The sequence below is a fragment of the Polaribacter tangerinus genome (assembly GCF_038024095.1).
Lineage (GTDB): Bacteria > Bacteroidota > Bacteroidia > Flavobacteriales > Flavobacteriaceae > Polaribacter > Polaribacter tangerinus.
Genome location: NZ_CP150668.1, coordinates 2,325,963 through 2,342,935, shown reverse-complemented (window position 1 = coordinate 2,342,935; position 16,973 = coordinate 2,325,963). Strand labels below are relative to the sequence as shown.

General features: G+C 32.9%; 12 protein-coding genes. 5 read left to right on the top strand and 7 right to left on the bottom strand.

Annotated features, from left to right (window positions below; all coding sequences use genetic code 11):
- Positions 1-4 precede the first annotated feature (4 nt).
- The 7 genes from rplW to rpsL all read right to left on the bottom strand — a co-directional run bounded on the left by rplW (position 5) and on the right by rpsL (position 5,357).
- The gene (gene rplW, locus WHD54_RS10215; protein WP_088323521.1) at positions 5-295 is read right to left on the bottom strand and encodes a 50S ribosomal protein L23; all 291 of its coding nucleotides are present in this window, start codon (positions 293-295) and stop codon (positions 5-7) included.
- 9 nt (positions 296-304) lie between these two features.
- Positions 305-934 carry a 50S ribosomal protein L4 gene (gene rplD, locus WHD54_RS10210; protein WP_088323522.1) on the bottom strand — a complete coding sequence of 210 codons (630 nt, stop codon included), beginning with the start codon at positions 932-934 and terminating at the stop codon, positions 305-307.
- Positions 934-1,551 (bottom strand): 50S ribosomal protein L3, encoded by a 618-nt coding sequence (gene rplC / locus WHD54_RS10205; protein WP_088323523.1) that lies wholly within the window; start codon positions 1,549-1,551, stop codon positions 934-936. The genes rplD and rplC overlap by 1 nt, the downstream gene beginning before the upstream one ends.
- A 385-nt stretch (positions 1,552-1,936) precedes the next feature.
- Positions 1,937-2,242: a 30S ribosomal protein S10 gene (gene rpsJ, locus WHD54_RS10200; RefSeq protein ID WP_068363283.1), complete on the bottom strand. Its 306-nt coding sequence runs from the start codon at positions 2,240-2,242 to the stop codon at positions 1,937-1,939.
- An 18-nt stretch (positions 2,243-2,260) separates the two neighbouring features.
- Positions 2,261-4,378: an elongation factor G gene (gene fusA, locus WHD54_RS10195; RefSeq protein ID WP_088323524.1), complete on the bottom strand. Its 2,118-nt coding sequence runs from the start codon at positions 4,376-4,378 to the stop codon at positions 2,261-2,263.
- A 5-nt stretch (positions 4,379-4,383) separates the two neighbouring features.
- Positions 4,384-4,863 (bottom strand): 30S ribosomal protein S7, encoded by a 480-nt coding sequence (rpsG, locus tag WHD54_RS10190; protein ID WP_088323525.1) that lies wholly within the window; start codon positions 4,861-4,863, stop codon positions 4,384-4,386.
- Between the two features lie 119 nt (positions 4,864-4,982).
- A complete protein-coding gene (gene rpsL, locus WHD54_RS10185; RefSeq protein WP_018943587.1) occupies positions 4,983-5,357 on the bottom strand; it encodes a 30S ribosomal protein S12 in 375 nt (124 codons plus the stop codon).
- Between the two features lie 176 nt (positions 5,358-5,533).
- On the opposite strand from rpsL, the gene WHD54_RS10180 reads away from it, so the two are divergent.
- The 5 genes from WHD54_RS10180 (at position 5,534) to WHD54_RS10160 (ending at position 16,971) form a co-directional block, all read left to right on the top strand.
- Positions 5,534-7,195: a ShlB/FhaC/HecB family hemolysin secretion/activation protein gene (locus WHD54_RS10180; RefSeq protein ID WP_088323526.1), complete on the top strand. Its 1,662-nt coding sequence runs from the start codon at positions 5,534-5,536 to the stop codon at positions 7,193-7,195.
- 140 nt (positions 7,196-7,335) lie between these two features.
- Positions 7,336-10,563 (top strand): SusC/RagA family TonB-linked outer membrane protein, encoded by a 3,228-nt coding sequence (locus WHD54_RS10175; protein WP_088323527.1) that lies wholly within the window; start codon positions 7,336-7,338, stop codon positions 10,561-10,563.
- Positions 10,564-10,575: 12 nt separating this feature from the next.
- Positions 10,576-12,006, top strand: a complete 1,431-nt coding sequence (locus WHD54_RS10170; RefSeq protein WP_088323528.1) for a SusD/RagB family nutrient-binding outer membrane lipoprotein — start codon at positions 10,576-10,578, stop codon at positions 12,004-12,006.
- Between the two features lie 237 nt (positions 12,007-12,243).
- Positions 12,244-15,459, top strand: coding sequence for a SusC/RagA family TonB-linked outer membrane protein (locus WHD54_RS10165; protein WP_088323897.1), 3,216 nt, complete (start codon positions 12,244-12,246; stop codon positions 15,457-15,459).
- Between the two features lie 18 nt (positions 15,460-15,477).
- Positions 15,478-16,971, top strand: a complete 1,494-nt coding sequence (locus tag WHD54_RS10160) for a RagB/SusD family nutrient uptake outer membrane protein (protein WP_088323529.1) — start codon at positions 15,478-15,480, stop codon at positions 16,969-16,971.
- Positions 16,972-16,973 lie beyond the last annotated feature (2 nt).

Here is a 16,973-nt window from a genome sequence, read left to right as displayed (position 1 = left end):
TTTCTTAAAGATTGTTATAAAAATCAATACTTTCTCCTTCTGCTACTTGTACAATAGCCTTCTTATACCCACTTTTAACACCAGTTACCAAACCTTTTTTAGTAAACTTAGTGTTTCTTTTGATTGGATAGTTTAAAGTCTTTACACTAGATATAGAAACTCCGTAAGCTGATTCAACAGCTCCTTTAATTTCTAATTTATTAGCATTCTTATCTACAACAAATGCATAACGATTAAATAATTCGCTATCTGCAGTTGCTTTTTCCGTAATAATAGGTTTTATTAAAATACTCATTTCGATTTCCTATTTACTTAAATTTGAATTAATTCCCTCTAAAGAACCTTCTGTTAAAACTACCTTATTAGCATTTAAAACACCATAAGTATTAATTTCTGAAGCATTGATTACTCTAGAGTTTTTTAAATTTCTAGAGGATAAATACACATTTGCATTTTCTCCACCTAAAACAAATAAAGATTTTTTACTTTCTAAACCTAACGCTTTTAATACGTTTGTAAAGTTTTTTGTTTTTGGAGATTCAAAATTAAAATCTTCAACAACTACTAAATTTTTATCTGTTGCTTGAATACTTAAAGCAGACTTTCGAGCCAACCTCTTTAAGTTTTTATTCAACTTGAAAGAATAACTTCTAGGTCTTGGTCCGAACATACGACCTCCACCTCTAAAAACACCAGACTTAATAGATCCTGCTCTAGCAGTACCTGTTCCTTTTTGTTTTTTTATCTTTCTAGTACTTCCCGATATTTCAGCTCTTTCTTTAGACTTGTGAGTTCCTTGTCTTTGATTTGCCAAGTACTGCTTAACGTCTAAATAAATAGCATGATTATTAGGCTCTATACCAAATACATCTTTAGAAAGTTCAACTTTTCTACCTGTATCTTTTCCTGTAATATCTAAAACTGCTACTTTCATTATTTCTGAATAGTTACAAAAGCATTTTTGTGTCCAGGAACAGCTCCTTTAACAACAAGTAAGTTCTTTTCAGCAACTACTTTTAATACTCTTAAGTTTTGTACTTTCACTTTATCTCCACCCATTCTACCTGCCATACGCATTCCTTTGAATACTCTTGCAGGATATGATGCTGCTCCAATCGAACCTGGCGCTCTTAATCGGTTGTGTTGTCCGTGAGTAGCTTGACCTACACCACCAAATCCATGACGTTTTACAACACCTTGGAAACCTTTACCTTTAGAAACTCCAGAAACATCAACAAATTCACCTTCAGTAAAATGATCTACTGTAATTGAATCTCCTAATTTATACTCTTTTTCAAACCCTTGAAATTCAACGACTTTTTTCTTAGCAGTGGTGCCAGCTTTTTTAAAGTGACCGTCTAACGCTTTGTTAGAACTCTTCGCCTTTTTGTCATCGAAACCAAGTTGCAACGCATTGTAGCCGTCAACCTCTTCGGTTCTGACTTGGGTAACAACGCAAGGACCTGCCTCTATAACGGTACATGGGATGTTTTTCCCATTTTCGTCAAACAAGCTGGTCATTCCAATTTTTCTTCCTATTAACCCAGACATTTAGTTAAAATTTTAGACGATAGAATTAATTTTCCAGCGCGTCTATTAATATTATTTTTTTTGAAACAAAAGTTTCGAAACATATCCTTGTGATTTACTTAAAAAAAAAACAGCGTAAAAACACTTTCAACGCTGAATTTGTTTTTACCGTTTTTCCTTCGCGAAACGCTCCGGACATGTTATTCTTAGCAAAAAGAACTGTTAATTAATTAACATGCCTTATTTCTAAGAGGTTGCAAATGTAATTTCTTTTTTTTGTTTCTACAAATAAATGAAGCAATAATTTTATTTCATAGCCAAATAAAGAAATTTATCATAAAAAAAACTTTCGACTTATAAATATAAATCGAAAGTTTGGTTTAATAATTATTAATTTAAAAGCGAATTAAACTTTAATTTCAACTTCTACACCACTTGGTAATTCAAGCTTCATTAAGGCATCAATAGTTTTCGAAGAAGAACTATAAATATCTAATAATCTTTTGTATGCAGCTAATTGAAACTGTTCTCTAGACTTCTTATTTACGTGTGGCGAACGCAACACAGTAAAAATCTTTTTGTGTGTAGGTAAAGGAATTGGTCCGTTAACAACAGCACCAGTGCTTTTTACCGTCTTTACGATTTTTTCAGCAGATTTATCTACTAAGTTGTAATCGTAAGATTTTAATTTTATTCTTATTTTTTGACTCATCTTTTTTAATTTAGTAGATTAACCTTTAGACGCTGCGATTACTTCTTCAGAAACATTTGAAGGAGTTTCGGCGTAATGTGAAAATTCCATTGTAGAAGTAGCTCTACCAGAAGACATAGTTCTTAAAGCAGTAACATATCCAAACATTTCCGATAATGGCACTAAAGCTTTTACAACTTTAGAACCTGCTCTATCTGACATGTCAGATACCTGGCCTCTTCTTCTGTTTAAATCTCCTACAATATCTCCCATGTTTTCTTCAGGAGTTAATACTTCGACTTTCATTAATGGTTCCATAATTTTTGCTTGTGCAGATTTTGCAGCAGCTTTATAACCCATTTTTGCAGCCAATTCGAAAGATAGCTGATCTGAATCCACTGGGTGGAAAGAACCATCTTTTAGTGTAATTTTCATTGAATCCATCTCGTAACCAGCTAAAGGTCCGTTTTTCATGGCTTCTTTAAATCCTTTTTCAATTGATGGGATAAATTCTTTAGGAACGTTACCACCTTTAATTACAGATTCAAATACTAAACCTTGAACACCTTCATCTGCAGGTTCCATAGTAAATACAATATCTGCAAATTTACCACGACCCCCAGATTGTTTCTTATAAACTTCTCTATGATCTGCAGAGGCAGTAATTGCTTCTTTGTACTCTACTTGAGGCTGACCTACGTTTACTTCTACTTTAAACTCACGTTTTAATCTATCTACAATAATATCTAGGTGTAACTCACCCATACCTGATATAATTGTTTGACCAGAAGCTTCATCTGTTCTTACTGTAAAAGTAGGATCTTCTTCCGCCAATTTACCTAATGACATCCCTAACTTATCAACATCTGCTTTAGTCTTCGGCTCTACTGCGATACCAATTACTGGATCTGGAAAGTCCATAGATTCTAAAACGATAGGGTGCTTTTCATCTGATAAAGTGTCTCCTGTTTTTATAGATTTAAAACCTACTGCTGCACCAATGTCTCCTGCTTCAATAAAATCGATAGCATTTTGCTTGTTAGCGTGCATTTGGTAGATTCGAGAAATACGTTCTTTTTTACCAGAAGTATTATTTAAAACATAAGAACCGGCGTCTAAACGACCAGAATATGCTCTAAAGAAAGCTAAACGACCAACAAAAGGATCTGTTGCAATTTTAAATGCTAAAGCTGCAAAAGGTTCTTTTACACTTGGTGTACGTCTTACTTCCTCATTAGTGTTAGGATCTACTCCTATTACACTCTCTCTATCCATTGGAGATGGTAAATAACGACAAACAGCATCTAATAAAAACTGAACACCTTTATTTTTAAATGATGAACCACATACCATTGGTATGATAGCCATATCCATTACAGCAGCTCTTAATGCAGCGTGCACTTCTTCTTCTGTAATAGAGTTTTCATCTTCCATGAATTTCTCTAACAAGTTTTCATCGTAACTTGCTACTTCTTCGATTAATAAAGCACGATATTTGCGTACTTCATCTTTCATATCTTCTGGTATATCAACAACATCGAAAGTAGATCCGAAATTATCGTCATGCCATACAATAGCTCTGTTCTTTACTAAATCGACAATACCTTTAAACTCGTCTTCATCTCCGATATTTAAAACGATTGGAACTGCGTTCGATTTTAGCATGTCTTTAACTTGCTGACAAACACCTAAAAAGTCAGAACCCTGACGGTCCATTTTGTTGACAAATCCAATTCTTGGAACTTTATAGTTGTCTGCAAGTCTCCAGTTAGTTTCAGATTGTGGCTCTACACCATCTACTGCACTAAATAAGAAAACTAAACCATCTAATACACGTAAAGATCTGTTTACCTCTACGGTAAAATCTACGTGACCCGGAGTATCAATAATGTTAAAGTGATAATCCTGAGCATCTGCTGTAGGCTCTCCATTTTCCATAGGAAACTTCCAGTCACAAGTAGTTGCAGCAGAAGTAATTGTAATACCTCTTTCTGCTTCTTGCTCCATCCAATCCATTGTAGAGGCACCATCGTGCACTTCTCCAATTTTGTGTGAAACTCCCGTATAAAATAGAATACGCTCTGTTGTTGTAGTTTTTCCAGCATCAATATGTGCTGCAATACCTATATTTCTTGTTAATGTTAAATCTCTAGCCATTTCTATTAAAATCTAAAGTGAGAGAATGCTTTGTTTGCTTCTGCCATTTTGTGAGTATCTGTACGTTTTTTAACTGCAGCACCTTCTTCTTTTGCAGCTGCTAAAATTTCAGCCGCTAAACGCTGTGCCATTGTTTTTTCGTTTCTCTTACGAGTATACAAAATCATCCATTTAATAGCCATAGACACTTTACGGTCTGGTCTAATTTGCATTGGTATTTGAAAAGTTGCACCACCAACACGACGAGATCTTACTTCTACGTGAGGCATTACGTTTGACAAACCTTCTTTCCAAATTTCTAAGGCTGATTTTTCTTCGCCTTCTCCTTTTTTCTGTTCTACAATGTCTATTGCATCGTAAAATACTTTGAACGCTACCGACTTCTTACCACTCCACATTAAGTTGTTTACAAAACGTGTTACTAACTGATCGTTAAATTTTGGATCTGGTAATAAGACTCTTTTTTTCGCTGCTCTTTTTCTCATGTCTTTACATTAAAAAAGTTAATTGATTTAGGTATTCATCTAAGAGCTAAAATTGTACAAAATGAAAAGAAAAATCTTTTTAATTTACACAAAATTCAACTAATTAAACTAATAACCGCTTACTTCTTTGGGCGTTTTGCTCCATACTTTGATCTTCGTTGAGTTCTTCCCTCAACTCCCGCTGTATCTAATGCACCACGTACTACGTGATACTTAACTCCTGGCAAATCTTTTACCCTTCCACCTCTAACTAATACTATCGAGTGCTCTTGTAAGTTATGTCCTTCACCTGGTATGTATGCGTTTATCTCGTTACCATTTGTTAACCTAACTCTGGCTACTTTACGCATAGCTGAGTTTGGTTTTTTTGGTGTTGTAGTATAAACACGTGTACATACTCCACGTCTTTGAGGACAAGACGACAAAGCAGCCGATTTACTCTTCTTAGTTATTTTGGTTCTTCCTTTACGAACTAATTGTTGAATAGTTGGCATACTAAATTATTACTGTTTTTCGTTTATAATTAAACTTTCCCTCTTTTTTAAGAGTGCGCAAATGTACAATTAAATTCTAATTAATCAAATATCAGTAAGTTATTTTTTAAAAAAAGAACTTCTAAAGTTTAAATAAAGAAGATTTCTTATACTTTTGACTATCAAATTAAAACTAATTGAACTCACAAATCAAATTTCTTATTGTAGTAATCTTTCTGTGCTTTTATAGTTTTAGAACCTTTTCCCAAAAACTATCACTGAAAGCAACATCAACAGAAAAAAAGGAAGAAGAGTTACTGCGTAAAATAAATTATAAGAAAACACATCAAGATACTATAACCTTATTTAAGGAAATAAATAAAATATCAACTCAACTCTCTAATGAGGGCTACTTTTTAAATTCAGTATCTAAAATTAGTAAAAATAATAACTCGTATATAGTGTATTTTACACTAAACGAAAAAACTGACTCTATATCAATAATAACTACTCACATTGATAAAACTTTAAAAGAAAAACTATCAATAAAGAAAGACAGTATTTTTTTACCTATTAATGAGCTTAATGATTTTTTAAAACAACTTAATAAATTAAAAAATGATAAAGGGTTCGTTTTTTCAGAAAGTAAACTAACAAATTTTAATTTTTTTAAGAAAACACTTTTTGCAAACTTGAAAATTAATTCATACACACAAAGAAACATCAATAAAGTTGTGTTTAAAGGATACAAAAATTTCCCTAAAAACTTTAAGAGATATTATTTTAGGTTTGGTGATAAGAAAATATTTTCAGAAAATAACCTTACAGAAATTTCAAAACTCACGAAACAATTAGATTTTGTTACCGAAGTTAAACCTCCTGAAAGCCTTTTTACAAAAGATAGTACCTACCTATATATATATGTTGAAAAAATGAAAAACAATAGTTTTGATGGTATCGTTAATTTTGCATCTGAAGATGATGGTAAAGTATTATTTAACGGTACTATAGACCTTACTTTAAAAAACACCTTTAACACTGGCGAAGAGGTAAGTTTATTTTGGAATAGCATTGGTAAAGAACAGCAAGAGTTTACAGTAAAGAGTTATTTTCCTTATATTTTTAACACAAAAATATCTTCGAAAGTCTCGTTTTCCATCTACAAACAAGACTCTACATTTGTAAATAACCAATTTACCACATCGCTACATCATCAACTAAAACCAAATAGTAATTTATACGTTAGTTTTAGCTCAGAAAACTCTAACAGCATAAATAGTAATATCAACAATATAGTAACATACAGAAATCAGCAATTTGGTATTGGTTATGAAATTCGCATAAAGAAGAATGGCTATTTTAATGCTGACAGGTTTTACTTAAATATATCGCCTAAATTGGGAAAACGTTTTACAAGTGATAAAACAATTCAACAAATTCAAATTAATACAGAAGCATCCTATATTATAGATATCAACAAAAAAAACAGCATCTTTTTAAAAAACACTATTGGCTATCTTAATTCTGAAGAATATTTAGCTAACGAAATTTTTAGGATTGGCGGCGCAAATAGCTTAAGAGGTTTTAACGAACAAAGCATATTCGCAAAAAGCTATGTTATTCAGAATATTGAGTATCGATTCGCTACTTCAAACAAATCTTACTTTTACAGCGTAACTGATTTAGGCTTAATTTCTACATTACAAAAAAAAGAAACTTTATTAGGTCTTGGTATTGGTTATTTATTTAACACAAAAAACTCAATAATTAACCTTTCTACAGTATTAGGAAACAATTTAAATGAATCTTTTCAACTCAATCCACCGCAATTAATCATTCGATGGATTAACATTTTTTAAGTTAAATTATAAATAAAAATTCAAGTAATTAACCTGTAAAGTAAATTGTAAAAATTATTTTAACAAAAATTAACAGATTTTTTTGGTAGGTATGTTCAAAATACGCATATTTGAACTAATTAATTCAAATTTACTAAAAAATGAAAACAAAGTTTAAAGGAATTTTAACGCTACTACTAGCGTTTGTTGTGCAAATTAGTTTTGCACAAGAAAAAACAGTCTCCGGAACTGTATCCGATGCATCGGGTCCATTACCAGGCGTAAGTATCTTGATTAAAGGAACGACAAAAGGAACAGATACCGATTTTGATGGAAAGTACTCCATTAAAGCCTCAGCTGGCGACATACTTGTTTACAGGTACTTAGGGTATGAAACAGTAGAAAAAACAGTAGGAAATCAAACTATTATAAACATTACCCTTCAAGAAGGCGCAAATGTTTTAGATGAAATTATTGTTACTGGACTAGGTATTTCTAAACAAGAAAAAGCAATTGGTTATGCGGTGCAAAAAGTTTCTGGAGAAAATGTAGACAAAGCAAAGGAACCAAACATTGTAAACTCTTTACAGGGTAGAATTGCAGGGGTTCAAATACAAGGTAGTCCATCTTCTTTAGGGGGTTCAACTAGAATTACTATTCGTGGTTCTAACTCTTTCTTAGGAAACAACCAGCCATTATTTATTATCGATGGTGTGCCAATTAGCAATGCTAGTTACTCTAGCCAAAGTCAACAAAATGGTTTTGGTGGTGGTAGCTACGACTATGGTAATGCTGCCTCGGATATAGATCCTTCAAATGTTGAAAGTATGTCTGTATTAAAAGGTGCAGCTGCAACTGCTATTTACGGTTCTAGAGGTGCAAATGGTGTTATTTTGATTACCACTAAATCTGGTAAAAGTCAAAAAGGATTAGGAGTTTCTTTTGATTCTAGTGTTGCATTTGACCAAGTTAGAAATTTAATTCCAATTCAAACAACTTATGGTGGTGGTTCTACTTACAACACACCAAGTGGTTTTAATGAATTTACTCAAGATGGTGTTGCTTATTTAGCTCCTAACTATGGTAAAGATGGTTCTTGGGGTCCAAAATTTGACCCAAATGTTCTAGTAAGACATTGGGACTCTTGGGATCCAGGATCACCAAACTACAAAGAAACAAGACCTTGGGTTGCACCTAAGAATTCTTACGAAACATTCTTTAATACTGGGGTAACTCTTATTAACACACTTGCATTATCTGGTGGTAATGAAAAAGGAAGTTTTAGAGCTGGTTATACTAATTTAGATCAAACAGGAGTTATGCCAGAAGGTAAACTTCAAAGAAATACTGTAACATTAAATTCTGAATACAACCTAACAGACAAATTAAAGTCTAGCGTTGCATTTACTTATGTAAAGACAGAGGCTGAAAACAGAAATGCTACAGGGTATGACAATGCTAACCCATTACAAGGTTTTACACAATGGTGGCAATCTCAATTAGATGTAAAAAGACTTAAAAATAATCAAAACAATTCTTTAGGAGGTCAGGCAACTTGGAACCCTAAAGGAATTTCAGAGGATGCTAACGGAAATTTATTATCATTTAACAGCAATCCAAACTTTTTCGATAATCCATCTTGGGTTAGAGAAAACTATTTACAAGAAGATGTAAGAAACAGAGTATTTGGTAACGCAAACATAACATACCAAATTAATGATAAGTTGTCTTTTACAACTCAGTTTGGTACAGACTTATTCCAATTTAGTATCAGAGAAGGAATTCCTTTAAGATCTGTAAACGGTTCTACTTATTCTGAAACGGAAAGAAGATTTCAAGAAACTAATATAGAGGCTAGGTTAAACTATTCGTCTGACTTTGGTGAAAATTTAACTTTTAATGGTTTTATTGGAGCTAACAGAATGAGAAATTTTGCTAAGAGAACTACAATTGCTACTTCGGGTGGTATTGTAGTAGATAAATTCTTTAACATCGGAAACTCTGCCGTAGACCCAACAGCTAACACTTTCGAGAGCCAAAGAGGAATTAACAGTATTTTTGCTAGTGCTTCTTTTGGATGGAAGGACATGTTATTCTTAGACTTATCTGCAAGAAACGACTGGTCATCAACTTTACCAGAAGAAAACAATAGTTACTTTTATCCATCTGCTTCATTAAGTTTCGCAATTTCTGAACTTGATGCAGTAAAGGAAAGCGACTTTATAAACTTTGCTAAAGTAAGAGCTAGTATAGCACAAGCTGGTAATGACTCTGATCCATACCGTATTGCAGATGTATACAATCCAATAAATCCTAATTTTGGTGGAAACACGCTTTACAATGTTCCTAACTCTCAACAAAATCCAAACTTGGTAAATGAGTTAACAACAGAAATGGAATTTGGTTTTATGGTGAAACTTTTGCAAAACAGATTAAACATAGATGCTGCATATTACTCTAGAACTACAGAAGACCAAATTTTTAATGTACCAGTATCTGCTGCTACAGGTTATACTTCTAGATTACTAAATGCTGGTATTATGAAGAACTCGGGGCTTGAATTACAAATAAGTGGTACACCTATTAAAACTGCTGATTTTTCTTGGGATTTAGCACTTAACCTTACAAGCCAAAACAACGAAGTTGTAGAATTACTTAAAGATGAAAATGGCGAAACTTTAGTAGAAAGTATTGCACAAGGAAGTACATGGGCTGCCGACCTAAGAATACAGGAAGGTTTACCATATATGGCTTTATTTGGTCAGGACTTTAAATATGATTCTAACGGTAATAAACTAGTGGATGCAAACGGTTATTATGAATTTACAGACGAAAGAGTATTTTTAGGTTCTGCTATTGCAGATTGGACAGGTGGTTTTAGTACTGCTTTTAACTATAAAAACTTTACTTTATCTGCGTTGTTTGATTTTCAAGTTGGAGGAATTATTCACTCAACTTCATTACAGTGGTCTAAATATTCAGGTATGCACCCAGAAACAGTATCTTTTAACGGAGAAAGCGATGTTAGAGCAAACGGATTATTGCTACCAGGTGTAAAGGCTGATGGTTCTCCAAACGATGTTAGAGTAGATCCACAAACTTACTACGGTAATACATGGAGAGTTGCAGCACCTAACGTATATGACGCAAGTTTTATAAAGTTTAGAGATGTAAGATTAAGCTACAATGTTCCAAAAAACATTATAGATAAATCTCCATTTACAAGTTTAACTTTAAGCGCATTTGGTAGAAATTTAGGTATTTTATATTCAGAAGTACCATACATAGATCCTCAAGTTATTACTGGATCTGGTAATGCACAAGGACTTGAAAATGCTCAAGTACCACCAACAAGTACATTTGGTTTTAACATATCCGCTAAATTTTAAAAATAACAAGAAATGAAAAAAATAAAAACATACACTCTATTGATGTTAACAATCGCATTATTTTCAAAATGTGATGATGGATTAACAGAGTTAAACATAGATCCTAACAGTGCTGTAAAGGTATCACCTTCTACACTATTAACCACCGCACAATACACCTACTACAACACAGTTGCAGGTGTAGGAATTAATGCAGGATGGGGATTATTAATGACCCAACAATGGGCAGAGAACGAGTACACAGAAGATAGTAGATACAATCAAGATATTACTTTTTTCAGTGGTACATGGAATGGCATGTATGCTAGTGTTTTAAAAGAACTTGACGCAGCTAAAGAATTAGTAGAGGGTGAAGATATAACAGCCGCTATTAAAAATAATAAAAAAGCCATATTAGATGTAATGTCTACTCAAGTTTATGCCTTTTTAACGGATGGTTTTGGAAGTGTACCTTACACAGAAGCACTTACAGATGTTAGTAATCCTGTTTATGATTCACAAGAAGTAATATATAAAGGAATACTAAAAACATTAGAAGACGCAAAGAATTCTTTTAATGCATCCTCTTCGTCATTTTCGAGCGGAGAAATTATTTACAACGGTGATATTTCAAGTTGGATTAAATTAACAAACTCTCTTATGTTAAGATATGCAATGAGAATTGTTGACAAAGATCCTGTAACTGCAGATAAGTATGTAAAAATGGCTGGTACAAATTTAATTTCAAGTAATGCAGAAAGCGCATTGTTTGTATTCGATTCTAACCCAGCAAGAGCAAATCCATTATTCATAAACAATAGTCCTCTTTTGGGAAATAGAGATGATTTTGCAGTATCTGAATACTTAGTAACCACTTTAAACAACCTAGGTGACCCAAGGTTAGAAAAGTTTGCAAAGAAAACACCAACAGGTACAATTGTTGGTATGCCTTACGGTTTGTTAGATAACGCTGCTACAGCTTTGAAACCTAGCACTTCTAGACCTAATGACAATGTAAGAGCAGCAACAACTCCACATGTAATTATGTCTTATGCAGAGGTTCAATTATTATTAGCAGAAGCATACCAAAGAAATATATTAACAGGTAATGCGAGTGATGCATACGGAAATGCAATAACTGCTTCGATGAACTATTGGGGTATCACAGACGCAACAGCTATCTCTAATTATATTACTGCAAATCCTTACAATGCATCAAACTGGAAAGAATCTGTAGGTGTACAAAAATGGATTGCACTTTACATGAATGGTTTTCAGGCATGGAACGAGTGGAGAAGATTAGACTACCCACAATTAAGTGCTCCAGCAGATGCATCTATAAATACAATACCAGTTCGTATGCCATATCCTTTAACAGAAACACAAACTAACTCTGCAGAGTTAAACAAAGTGACAACTGATCCAGGAGACATGACAACTAAAGTTTGGTGGGATGTAAACTAAACAAAACTGTAAAACTTTGAATTAGAACACGCTAAAACAAAGTCTTACAAATAGTAAAACCTTAGTAAATACTAAGATTTTAAAATTATTTTTATAAAATCATCTAATCTTTTGTAAGGTTAGATGATTTTTTTTGTCTAAACAATTATAAATATTTTAAAACATTTTATGTTAAAAAATTGTTTTATTAAGTTTAATTTAAGACTTTTGGGGTTAATTAATTCAAATAATTATACAATGAAGACAAAGTTTAATGGTGTTTTAACGCTTTTACTAGCGTTTGTTGTGCAAATAACATTTGCACAGTCGAAGACTATTTCCGGTACAGTTACTGATGAATCAGGAAGTTTACCAGGAGTTAGTGTTCTAATTAAAGGAACTACAACAGGAACAGAAACTGATTTTGATGGTAAATATACTATCAAAGCTAATTCTGGAGATGTTTTAGTTTTTAGATATCTTGGTTACAAGGTAGTTGAAAGAACAGTTGGGGCTTCTAATAGCATAAATGTAAAGCTACAAGAAGACGCCAACGTATTAGATGAGATTGTTGTTACAGGATATAGCAACTCAACAAAACAATCTTTTACAGGTACTGTAAAAGTTGTAAAAGCTGAAGAATTAGAAAAGAAAAACTTTGCCAACGTAACGCAAGCGTTAACTGGTGAAATTGCGGGTGTTAATGTTATCAATACGTCTGGTCAACCAGGTACTGTAGCAACCGTTCGTATTAGAGGATTTGGTTCTGTAAATGGAAACAGAGCTCCTTTATATGTAGTTGATGGTGTACCTTTATCTGGTACAATAAATGCAATTAACCCTGCAGATGTTGAGTCTACAACAGTATTAAAAGATGCAACTGCAACAGCTATTTATGGTGCTCGTGGTGCAAATGGTGTAATTTTAATTACTACTAAATCTGGTAAAACTGGAGTTAGTAACATTGAAGTAGATTTTAAAACGGGGGTTAACTTCCAGAGTATTAATGATTATCAGGTAATTACAAATCCAGATGAGTATTTAGAGTTATCTTGGTTAGCATTAAAGAACTCAAAGCCAGCTTCTTCATCGTTAAGCGATGCTGATTATGCAAATGCGAACCTATTTGGTGCTGCATCAATTGACCCTAATTACAACTATTATGCAACAAATGATGTTTCTCAAATAATAGATCCTTCTACAGGAAAAGTTAGAAGTGGTATTGCAAGAAGATATACTCCTGAAAATTGGAGAGACTTTGCATTCCAATCATCAATTAGAACAGAAGCAAACTTAAAAATGTCTGGTGGTAATGATAAGACGAGATATTTCTCTTCATTTGGTTACTTAAATGATGTAGGTTATATTTCTAACTCAGACTTTAAGCGTATTTCTACCAGGTTAAATGTTACACACAAACCAGTAGATTGGGTAACTGCTAATTCTAACATTTCTTACACTTACGGTAAAACAACTCAAAATGGTCAAGGAGAAAGTTCTAACAGCGTATTCTGGTTTGTTAACAGTATTCCATCAATATATCCATTATTCTTAAGAGATGCGAATGGAGACTTTATTCCAGAAACAAGATACGGTGGGAATGTATATGATTACGGTGATACTTACAGTAGAGGATTTGGTTTAGGAACAAATGCAATTGCAGATGCAATTTATAACTTAGATCAAAACGTTAGACATACCTTTAATGGTAACTTCTCTGTAAAATTAAATTTAACAGAAGGGTTAACATTTGAAACGAAATATGGTGTAATGCACTATAGTAGAGTAGATAATAGCGTTAATAACCCATTCTATGGAGCGTTATCTACTAGTGAGGGTAGATTAAACCAAGTTAAAGATACAAGGCTTACTCAAAACTTATTAAATTTATTAAGCTATACTAAAGACTTTGGAGATCATAATTTAAACTTACTTTTAGCACAAGAAACTAATCAAAGTGCTTACGAGTTTTCTTCTGTTTCTAAAGAAAAAGTTGTAAACTTAGCTAATGGTTTAACAAGTTTAGACAATTACATTATTGGTCCTAACCCACCATCTGGTAACACACAAGAATTTGCATTAGAAAGTTACTTCAGTCAGTTTAACTATGGGTATGCTAACAAGTATTTCTTCACAGCTTCTATAAGAAGAGATGGTTCATCTAGATTTGCTAACAACAAATGGGGTACATTTGGTTCAATTGGTGGATCTTGGGTATTGACAAAAGAAAATTTCTTAGATAACAACGACAATGTAAACTTCTTGAAATTAAAAGCAAGTTATGGTTTAATTGGAGATCAAGCTGGTGTTTCTATCTTCTCAGGACAAAACACATATTCTATAAACAACTTAGGAGGTCAAATTTCTTTAGGTGTTAACGCTATTCAAGATCCTAACTTAACTTGGGAAACATCTAAAGTATTCCAAGTAGGTACAGAATTTACTTTATTTAATAAATTCTTAGATGGTTCTGTTGATTACTATATTAAAGATACTGAAGACTTAATTTTCGACAGAAGAATAGGACCTTCTATTGGTGACGCTTTAATTAGAACTAATGATGGTGTATTAAGAAACTCTGGTTTAGAGTTCGAATTAACTTCTCACTTAGTTAAAAAGCAAAACTTTAAGTTAGACTTTTCTATTAACGGAGAAATGTTAAACAATGAGTTAATTACAATGCCAATTGAACCTTCTACAGGTTTACCTAAAATATTAGATCAAAGTGGTAACTTTGGTAGAGCTAAAGGATACAGTATATTCGATTTCTATATGAGAGAATGGGCTGGTGTAAATCCTGCTAATGGTAATGGTCAGTGGAATATCTACTACCATGATGCAGATGGAAATGGAAGTTTAGACTCAGGAGAAGAAATTCAGAGTTTATTTGAGTACCAAAACGAAAATCCAGACAATGCAATTAGCAAAACTACCACAGAAGTATATTCTGATGCAACAGAAAAGTATATTGACAAATCTACAATTCCTGCAATTAGAGGTGCATTTAAACTAAATGCAAAGATTCATAATTTTGACATCAGTACTCAGTTTGTGTACAGTTTAGGTGGTCATTCATATGATTCTAGATATGCAGGATTATTATCTAACTCACAAGTTGGTAATACTAACTACCACGTAGATGTAAGAAATAGCTGGAAAGCTCCAGGAGACATCACAAATGTACCAAAATTACAAAATGGTTTAAACCCACAAGTAAACAGTGCATCATCTCGTTTTATTACATCATCTGACCACTTAGCGTTAAATAACTTTAGAGTTGGATATCAAATACCACGTAGATTTTTAGAAAATACAGGAATGTCAAGTTTTAACTTATGGCTTTCAGGAGATAACTTATTCTTATTATCAAAAAGAACAGGTTTTGACCCAAGACTTTCTCAAACAGGAGGAAACAGCGTTTACAACTATTCGCTTTTAAGTACCGTTACTCTCGGTGTAAGAGTTAAATTTTAATAACTAAATCTATTAATTATGAAAAAAATGATTGTAAGATTAGTATTGCTGTTAACAGTAGTATTATCGTTTAGTAGTTGTAGTGATGATTTTTTAGAAAAAACTCCTACAAACCAAATTTCTATCTCTGACTTAAAAGAGACAGCTGGAATTAACCCAGCAATACTAGAATCTACCTTAACTGGTATTTACACAATGATGTATGACCCAGGAACAGGTGGAATTGGTGGACACAATGATTTCGGACAAAAAGCAACCGATATTCATACAGATTTATTATCTGCAGACATGGCTTTATCTAAAAATACCTACAGTAGATTTAGATTGATAGCACAATTAATACCAACAACAGATTACACTTACACAACAGGAAACTACATGCACTGGAGATACTACTACAGAGTAATTAGATCTTGTAACTTAGTAATTTCTTCTCTTGGTGGTAACGATGCAACTGTAAGTGGAGATAATAAATATACAATGGGACAAGCAAAAGCATTAAGAGCTTATGCATACTTCTATTTATCTCAATTATACATACCTGAGTATACTGAAGATTCTAAAATATTACCAATTTATATAGATTCTGAAAATCCAGAAAATCAAGCTCAAAGTACTACTAAAGAAGTATATGACTTAATGATTGGTGATTTAACTCAGGCTATAACTTTATTAGAAGATTATAACAGAGGTGTTAAGTACGAAGTAAACAAAGATGTTGCAAAAGCATTATTAGCTTATGTTTATGCATCTATGGGAACTAGTGATGCTAATATAAAAGCAAAAAGATTAGCAGAACAAGTAATTGCATCTGGTTATCCTTTAACTACAAAAGAGCAAGCTGTTGGTGGATTTAACGACTACACTACTCCAAGTTGGATTTGGGGTGTAGATATAGATCCAAACACAGGAAAACACTTACACTCTTGGTGGGGACAAATGGATATTTACTCTTATAGTTATGCTTACTTCGGTGATACTAAATCTATAGACAAAGGTTTATATGATGCGATACCATCAAATGATGTAAGAAAATCTCAGTTTTTAAACAACCCTAACAGTGGTTGGAACTTAGCTCCATTTAAAAAATTCTATCACCCAGACAGAATTTTAAGAGGTACTGGTTTATACACAAACGAAGATTATTTATACTTAAGAGTTGATGAAATGTATTTACTGTCTGCTGAAATGTCTGCAAAAGAAAATATGCCAGTTGATGCTAGAAAAAGGTTGAAAGACCTTTTAAGCTTAAGATTAGATTCTGCAGCTGATTACGCATATATAGATGGTTTATCTGGTCAGGCTTTAATTGATGAAGTATACTTACAGACTCGTATTGAATTATGGGGTGAAGGTAAAAGTTATTTAGCAATGAAACGTAATAAAGCTACTGTTACTCGTGGTGCTAACCACTTGTTTGAAACAGGAAAGTCGTTTATGTACAATGCTGATGAATTAACTTTTGAAATTCCTCAGTCTGAAATTCAAAATAACATTAATATAAGTAGATAATA

What these genes read in the sequence shown, in the direction of transcription:
- rplW (WP_088323521.1), bottom strand. Translation starts at nt 295, where the DNA reads ATGAGTATTTTAATAAAACCTATTATTACGGAAAAAGCAACTGCAGAT.
- rplD (WP_088323522.1), bottom strand. Translation starts at nt 934, where the DNA reads ATGAAAGTAGCAGTTTTAGATATTACAGGAAAAGATACAGGTAGAAAA.
- rplC (WP_088323523.1), bottom strand. Translation starts at nt 1,551, where the DNA reads ATGTCTGGGTTAATAGGAAGAAAAATTGGAATGACCAGCTTGTTTGAC.
- rpsJ (WP_068363283.1), bottom strand. Translation starts at nt 2,242, where the DNA reads ATGAGTCAAAAAATAAGAATAAAATTAAAATCTTACGATTACAACTTA.
- fusA (WP_088323524.1), bottom strand. Translation starts at nt 4,378, where the DNA reads ATGGCTAGAGATTTAACATTAACAAGAAATATAGGTATTGCAGCACAT.
- rpsG (WP_088323525.1), bottom strand. Translation starts at nt 4,863, where the DNA reads ATGAGAAAAAGAGCAGCGAAAAAAAGAGTCTTATTACCAGATCCAAAA.
- rpsL (WP_018943587.1), bottom strand. Translation starts at nt 5,357, where the DNA reads ATGCCAACTATTCAACAATTAGTTCGTAAAGGAAGAACCAAAATAACT.
- WHD54_RS10175 (WP_088323527.1), top strand. Translation starts at nt 7,336, where the DNA reads ATGAAAACAAAGTTTAAAGGAATTTTAACGCTACTACTAGCGTTTGTT.
- WHD54_RS10170 (WP_088323528.1), top strand. Translation starts at nt 10,576, where the DNA reads ATGAAAAAAATAAAAACATACACTCTATTGATGTTAACAATCGCATTA.
- WHD54_RS10165 (WP_088323897.1), top strand. Translation starts at nt 12,244, where the DNA reads ATGAAGACAAAGTTTAATGGTGTTTTAACGCTTTTACTAGCGTTTGTT.
- WHD54_RS10160 (WP_088323529.1), top strand. Translation starts at nt 15,478, where the DNA reads ATGAAAAAAATGATTGTAAGATTAGTATTGCTGTTAACAGTAGTATTA.